Origin of the sequence: Nonomuraea lactucae (assembly GCF_003313395.1) — a bacterium.
In the GTDB taxonomy this organism is placed as follows: domain Bacteria; phylum Actinomycetota; class Actinomycetes; order Streptosporangiales; family Streptosporangiaceae; genus Nonomuraea; species Nonomuraea lactucae.
Window position 1 is genome coordinate 1 of the sequence record NZ_QNFZ01000486.1, and the last position, 1306, is coordinate 1306.

The window sequence follows — 1306 nt, forward strand, 5'->3', positions numbered from 1 at the left end:
ACCAGCCCGGACGCGCCCACGCCGCACTCGCCGCGGCCGGGCCCGCCCAGCCACACCGGCCCCGGCTCCACCGTTCGCGCGGGCCCCAGGCCGGCCGCCATCACCGCCAGGCTGATCAGCACGAGCACCCCCAGCGACGCCCCGGCGAGCACGGCCAGGATCTCGAGCGCGCTGTCCACACCATGAACGTAAGCCCGCGCCGCGCCCGGTGCCAGTGCCCTCCCGTCGTGTCGGCCGGTGAGCCGCCAGACCGGTGGCCGCCGGGGCACCTGAGCCACCAGAGCCGGGGCACCTGAGCCACCAGAGCCGGGGCGCCTGACCCACCAGAGCCGGGGCGCCTGACCCACCAGAGCCGGGGCGCCTGAGCTACCAGACCGGTGGCCGCCGGTCACCCCAGAAGCCGCCCCTGGCCGCCTCCAGTTGCGCCGACAGCGCGATCAGCGTTCCCTCGCCGCCGACGCGCCCGCCCAGCATGACGCCGATCGGCAGCCCGTCCGGGCTCCAGTGCAGGGGCAGGTTGACCGCCGGCTGGCCGGTGACGTTGTAGATGGGCGCGAACGCGGCGAACCCGCTCATCCGCTCGAACGTCTCCGCGGGGTCCTCCACGTCCTCGAACCAGCCCACCGGCCGGGGCGGCCGCGTGAGGGTCGGCGTGAGCACCGCGTCGTAGGCGTCGGTCACCGCGAGCGCTCCCCTGGTCGCGAGCTGCAGCGCGGCCTGGGCCCGCAGGAACGCCGGCGCCGTGGTGGCGAACCCGCGTTCGCGCAGCCAGGCGGTGAGGGGCCGCAGCAGGCCGGTCCGGTCGTCGGCCACGGGGTGCACGCAGGCGAATGCGTACCACATCGTGACGAACTCCGGCACGAGGTCGGGCCCGTACGGCCGGTCGATGTCCACCACCTCGTGGCCGAGCGCCGCGATCGCCTCCGAGGCCGCGTCGTAGGCGGCGAGCACCTCGGGATGGACCTCGGCGCCAGGGACCACCGGGTCGGCGTACCGGGCGACGCGCAGCCGTCCCGGATCGCGGCCGGCCCGCTCCAGGAACGTGCCCTCGTTCGGCGGCGCGAGGTAGAGGTCACCTGGGACGTTGTGGGCCATCACGTCGAGCAGCGCCGCCGCATCGGCGACGGTGCGGGCGATGGGGCCGTTCGTGGACAGGCCGGCGAGGTCCGGGATGATCGGCGCGAAGCTGACGCGGCCCCGCGTGGGCTTGATGCCGTACAGGCCGCACGCGGACGCGGGGATGCGGATCGAGCCCGCCCCGTCGCTGCCCTGCGCCGCCGGGGCCAGCCCGGCCGCCACCGCGGCG

The 1306-nt window shown here is 76.2% G+C and carries 1 protein-coding gene; it reads right to left on the reverse strand.

All coding sequences use genetic code 11. The features are described 5' to 3' along the window. Positions 1 to 366: 366 nt before the first annotated feature. Positions 367 to 1306, reverse strand: a 940-nt coding sequence (locus DQW85_RS22875) for an amidase (protein WP_113702188.1), incomplete at its 5' end; no start/stop codon positions are given.